Origin of the sequence: Arthrobacter sp. I3, assembly GCF_000520575.1 — a bacterium.
Taxonomy (GTDB): Bacteria; Actinomycetota; Actinomycetes; order Actinomycetales; family Micrococcaceae; genus Arthrobacter; species Arthrobacter humicola_A.
This window is the reverse complement of sequence record NZ_KI914973.1, coordinates 1-5,343: the sequence shown is the minus strand read 5'-3', so window position 1 is coordinate 5,343 and position 5,343 is coordinate 1. Positions and strand designations below refer to the sequence as shown.

Here is a 5,343-nt window from a genome sequence, read left to right as displayed (position 1 = left end):
GCGCGCCGGAGTGCGGCTGCACGTTCGCGTACCCGGCACCGAACAGGGCCTTGACCCGGTCGATCGCGAGCTGTTCGATCACGTCAACATGCTCGCAGCCGCCGTAATAGCGCTTGCCCGGGTAGCCCTCGGCGTACTTGTTCGTCAGCACCGAACCCTGCGCCTGCATCACAGCCCTCGCGGTGTGGTTCTCCGAGGCGATCATCTCCAACCCGTCACGCTGCCGGGTCAGTTCGGCGTCGATCGTCGCGGCGATCTCCGGATCCAGCACGGACAGGTCCGCGTCCAGGCTCCGGGAAACGACCTGCTCAAACGCCAGTGTCTGTGTGCCCGCGGCCGCCGTTGCGCCGCTCACAGTTCGCCGCCGTTCTTGGACGCGTATTCCTGCGCCGAGAGCAGCGGGCCGTCCGATTCGGCGGCGACTTTGAAGAGCCAGCCGGCGCCGTACGGATCGCTGTTGATCAGGGAGGGGTCGTCGACGACGGCGGGGTTGGTTTCGGTGACCTCGCCCGTGACGGGGGCGTACAGGTCCGAGACCGACTTGGTCGATTCGACTTCGCCGCAGGTCTCCCCCGCGGTCACCGTGGCGCCGATCTCGGGCAGGTCCACGTAGACGATGTCGCCCAGGGCGTCGGTGGCGACGGCCGAGATGCCGATGGACACAACGTTCCCGGCCTCCCGCGCAACCCACTCGTGCTCGTCGGAGTACTGCAGTTCAGGGGCAACTTTTGCCATGTGTTTTTCCTAAGTCTTGGAGTGGTCGTTGGTGCTAAATCAATTGTGGCCGGGTTACGCGGCCGGAAACCGAATTCCTCCGCGTGCTCGGTCGCGAAGGCGCCCGCTGGGCGGACGCGACGCTCCCTTAGACGCACGCTTCCGGAATTCGCTCCCCTGCCGCTATCAAAAAAATTCAGTTTTCGGGGCCAGCCGTTTTCCCGGAAGAAACAGCGGCATTTCGATATCTTCCAGAGCCGGGCTACTTCTTGGCTTCAAGGGTGTCATCAAGCTCAACCCCCAATGATCGAGCTTGGAACAACCCAGAGCCGCGGTAGGCGGTACATCCTCCAGCACTTTTGGCTTTCGAAGGCGCCCCCAACGACGCTTGGAACTCGAGGTGAGTTGAACCCGAGGTGAGCTGCAGGGCCCCTTCGGGCCCGACATCCGGGAGCATGCGTCTAAGGGAGCGTTACGTCCGCTCAGCGGGCGTCTTCGCGACCGAGCATGCAGAGGATGCCGGGTCCGACGGGCTGACGCAACCACAGTCACGCAGCCCCCGGGACAGCTTCACCTACTTTTGGCGCTTGTAGAAAGGCAGTGCGACAACTTCGAAGGGTTCGGCCTTGCCGCGGAGGTCGATGTCCAGTGCGGTGCCGGGCTCGGTGAATTCGACGTCTACGTAGGCCATCGCGACCGGGTAACCCAGGCTCGGGCTGGGCTGGCCGGAGGTGACTTCGCCGACGACGTTGCCGTCCTTGAGGACCGGGTAGTGGCCGCGGCCGGCCCGGCGCCCGAGGCCCTTGAGCCCGACGAGCTTGCGGCCCGTCGTGGCGCCGGCGCCGGCTTCCTTCTTGGCGGCCAAGGCGGCCTTGCCGATAAAGTCGCCTTCCTTGGACAGGGCGACGACGGGGCCCAGGCCGGCGGCGAACGGATCGCCCTCCAGGGAGAGCTCGTTGCCGTAAAGCGGCATGCCGGCCTCGAGACGGAGCGAATCGCGGGACGCGAGCCCGGAGGGGGTCAGCTCGCCGTCCTCGGCGATGGCGACGAGCGCCTGCCAAAGGGCGGCGGCGCCGTCGTTCGCGACGAAGATCTCGAAGCCGTCTTCACCGGTGTAGCCCGTGCGGGCCAGCAGGAGGTCCTGGCTTGCGCCAGCGAACATGAACGGGACGTCCACTGCGGCGTAGTACTTCAGGCCGGTGACGAGCTCGTGCTGCGCGGCGGGGACCAGGCGCAGCAGGATCTCCTCGGCTTTGGGTCCCTGCACGGCGATCAGCGAGATCTCGGCGGACGCGTCACGGACGGTGACATCGAACCCGCCGTCCTTTCCGGAACCGGCCCGCTCGGCGAGGGCCTCGGCGACTACCTTGGCGTTGCCGGCGTTGGGGACCACGAGGAACTTCTGGTCGTCGCGGCGGTAGGTGATGAGGTCGTCGATGATGCCGCCGTCCTCGTTGCAGATCAGCGAGTACTTGGCCTTACCAATGGCCATCGCGGAGATCTTGCCGACGAGGGCGTAGTCCAGGAAGGCTGCGGCGTCGGGGCCGGTGACCCAGACTTCGCCCATGTGGGAGAGGTCGAACAGGCCCGCGGACTTGCGGACGGCGTGGTGTTCGGCGAGTTCGGAGCTGTACTTCAGCGGCATCTGCCAGCCGCCGAAGTCCGTGAAGGAGGCGCCGAGCTTCTTGTGCTCTTCGTACAGTGCCGTGTAATTCTCAGTCATCGTTGGCTGTCCTTAGTTGGCGGAGTCGGAGTTGGCGGAATCGTTGGAGTGGACTGCTGTGTCTTCTTCGAAGGCCTCGAGGGGAGGGCAGGAGCAGATCAGGTTGCGGTCCCCGGCTGCGCCGTCGATCCGGCCGACGGGCGGGAAGTACTTGTCCTGCTTGAGCGTGTGGACCGGGAATACGGCCTGTTCGCGCGGGTACGCGCGGGTCCAGTCGGTGCTGATCACGGCAGCGGCGGTGTGGGGTGCGTTGCGCAGCGGGCTGTGCTCCACGGTGAATTCGCCGTTGGCCACCTGGTCGATCTCGGCGCGGATGGCGACCATGGCCGTGATGAAGCGGTCGATCTCGCCCAGGTCCTCGGATTCGGTGGGCTCCACCATGAGGGTGCCGGCCACCGGGAACGCCAGGGTGGGGGCGTGGAAGCCGTAGTCGATCAGGCGTTTGGCCACGTCCTCGGCGGTCACTCCGGTCTTGGCCGTGAGTTCGCGCAGGTCCAGGATGCATTCGTGGGCCACCAGGCCGCCTTCGCCGGTGTAGAGCACCGGGAAGGAGTCGTTGAGGCGGGACGCAACATAGTTGGCTGCGAGCAGCGCGGACTTGGTGGCCTCGGTGAGGCCGCGGCCACCCATGAGCTTCACGTACGCCCAGGAGATCGGCAGCACACCTGCAGATCCGTATCGCGAGGCGGAGATCGGGGTGCCGTCGGCACCGTTGGCCGGGTCAGCCGCGTTGCCGGGCATGAACGGGGCCAGGTGCGCTTTGGCCGCGACCGGGCCGACGCCGGGGCCGCCGCCGCCGTGCGGGATGCAGAAGGTCTTGTGCAGGTTCAGGTGCGAGACGTCGCCGCCGAACATGCCGGGCTGGGCCAGACCGACGAGGGCGTTGAGGTTGGCGCCGTCGATGTAGACCTGGCCGCCGGCGGCGTGGATCGCGTCGCAGACCTCGCGGACATCGGCGTCGTACACCCCGTGCGTGGACGGGTAGGTGATCATGATGCAGGACAGCGCGTCCTTGTGCAGCTCGATCTTGGCGGTCAGGTCCGCGTGGTCGATCGTACCGTCCGAAGCCGTGGCCACGACGACGACCTTCATGCCGGCGAGCACGGCCGAGGCCGCGTTCGTGCCGTGCGCGGAGGCCGGGATCAGGCAGACGGTGCGCTGGGCATCCCCGCGGGAGAGGTGGTAGCCGCGGATAGCCAGCAGGCCCGCGAGCTCGCCCTGGGAACCGGCGTTGGGCTGGATGGAGACCTGGTCGTAGCCGGTGATCTCGGTCAGCTGGCCTTCGAGGTCCTCGATCAGTTCACGCCAGCCGGCGGTCTGGGATTCCGGGGCGAAGGGGTGGATGGAGGCGAACTCCGGCCAGGAGATGGCCTCCATCTCGGCCGATGGAGACCTGGTCGTAGCCGGTGATCTCGGTCAGCTGGCCTTCGAGGTCCTCGATCAGTTCACGCCAGCCGGCGGTCTGGGATTCCGGGGCGAAGGGGTGGATGGAGGCGAACTCCGGCCAGGAGATGGCCTCCATCTCGGCCGTGGCGTTCAGCTTCATGGTGCACGACCCCAGCGGGATCATGGTCCGGTCCAGGGCCAGGTCGCGGTCCGAGAGGCGGCGGATGTAGCGCAGCAACTGGGTCTCGGAACGGTGCGTGTTGAACACCGGGTGCTGGAGGTAGTCGGAGGTGCGCAGCACGGACTCCGGCAGTTCTGGACCCTGGGCTGAACCGACCGGGCCGGCGCCAAAGGCGACGGCAACGGCGGCGAGGACGTCCGGCGTCGTGGTTTCATCAACGGATACACCCACCGTGTCGGCGTCGATCACGGCGTCGATGGCGCGCAGGTTGACGCCCTTGGCGTCGGCTGCCGCGATGATCTCAGCTGCCCGGCCCGGCACGGAGACGGTGATGGTATCGAAGAAGGAGGTGTGCAGCACGTCCAGGCCGGCGGCCTTCAGGGAGGCGGCGATGGTCTTAGCGTGGACGTGGACCGACTGGGCGATTGCCTTCAGCCCGTCCGGGCCGTGGTAGACGGCGTAGAAGGAAGCCACGATGGCCAGCAGGGCCTGGGCGGTGCAGATGTTGGAGGTGGCCTTCTCGCGGCGGATGTGCTGCTCGCGGGTCTGCAGGGCCAGGCGGTAGGCGGGGACGCCGGCGTTGTCCTTGGAGACACCCACAAGGCGGCCGGGCATGGAGCGCTCGAGCCCCTTCTGGACGGCCATGTAGGCGGCGTGCGGGCCGCCGAAGAACAGCGGCACGCCGAAGCGCTGGGCGGATCCGACGGCGATGTCAGCGCCCTGCTCGCCCGGGGACGTGATCAGGGTCAGGGAGAGGAGGTCTGCCGCGACGGTGACGAGGGCGCCGCGTTCCTTGGCGTCGGCGATCACGGCGGTGTGGTCGAACACGCGGCCGGATACGCCCGGCTGCTGCAGGACGACGCCGTTGATGACGCCGTCGGGCAGGCCCTTGGAGAGGTCGGCGACCTCGACCTCGAAGCCGAGGGCCTCGGCGCGGCCCTTGACGATCGCGATGGTCTGCGGCAGGCAGTCGGCGTCGAGGACTGTCTTGCCGTCGTGGGCGGTCTTGTTCTTGTTGGCCCGGCGCATCATCAGCACGGCCTCGGCCACGGCGGTGGCTTCATCCAGCAGGGAGGCGTTGGCGATCGGCAGGCCGACGAGGTCCTGGACCATGGTCTGGAAGTTCAGCAGCGCCTCGAGCCGGCCCTGGGAGATCTCGGGCTGGTACGGCGTGTACGCCGTGTACCAGGCAGGGGCTTCGAGGACGTTGCGGCGGATCACCGGCGGGGTGAGCGTGTCGTAGTAGCCCTGCCCGATCATCTGCACGGCGGTCTTGTTCTTCGACGCCAGTTTGCGCAGCTCGGCGAGGACTTCGACTTCGCTCAGGGCCGCGGCGAGC

General features: G+C 67.4%; 3 protein-coding genes and 2 pseudogenes. All 5 read right to left on the bottom strand.

Translation table 11 applies throughout. The features are described from left to right. Nucleotides 1-355 (bottom strand): annotated as a pseudogene (locus Y706_RS27155) (serine hydroxymethyltransferase); the annotation flags it as partial. After that, a complete protein-coding gene (gene gcvH, locus Y706_RS0121915; RefSeq protein ID WP_028278255.1) occupies nucleotides 352-735 on the bottom strand; it encodes a glycine cleavage system protein GcvH in 384 nt (127 codons plus the stop codon). The pseudogene Y706_RS27155 and the gene gcvH, both read right to left, overlap by 4 nt. A gap of 553 nt (nucleotides 736-1,288) precedes the next feature. Continuing rightward, nucleotides 1,289-2,437 carry a glycine cleavage system aminomethyltransferase GcvT gene (gene gcvT, locus Y706_RS0121910; protein ID WP_028278254.1) on the bottom strand — a complete coding sequence of 383 codons (1,149 nt, stop codon included), beginning with the start codon at nucleotides 2,435-2,437 and terminating at the stop codon, nucleotides 1,289-1,291. A gap of 12 nt (nucleotides 2,438-2,449) precedes the next feature. After that, on the bottom strand, nucleotides 2,450-3,814 hold the full coding sequence (locus Y706_RS27150) for an aminomethyl-transferring glycine dehydrogenase (RefSeq protein ID WP_043437039.1): 1,365 nt from the start codon (nucleotides 3,812-3,814) through the stop codon (nucleotides 2,450-2,452). A 7-nt stretch (nucleotides 3,815-3,821) separates the two neighbouring features. Next, nucleotides 3,822-5,343: pseudogene (locus tag Y706_RS27145) on the bottom strand (glycine dehydrogenase (aminomethyl-transferring)); the annotation flags it as partial.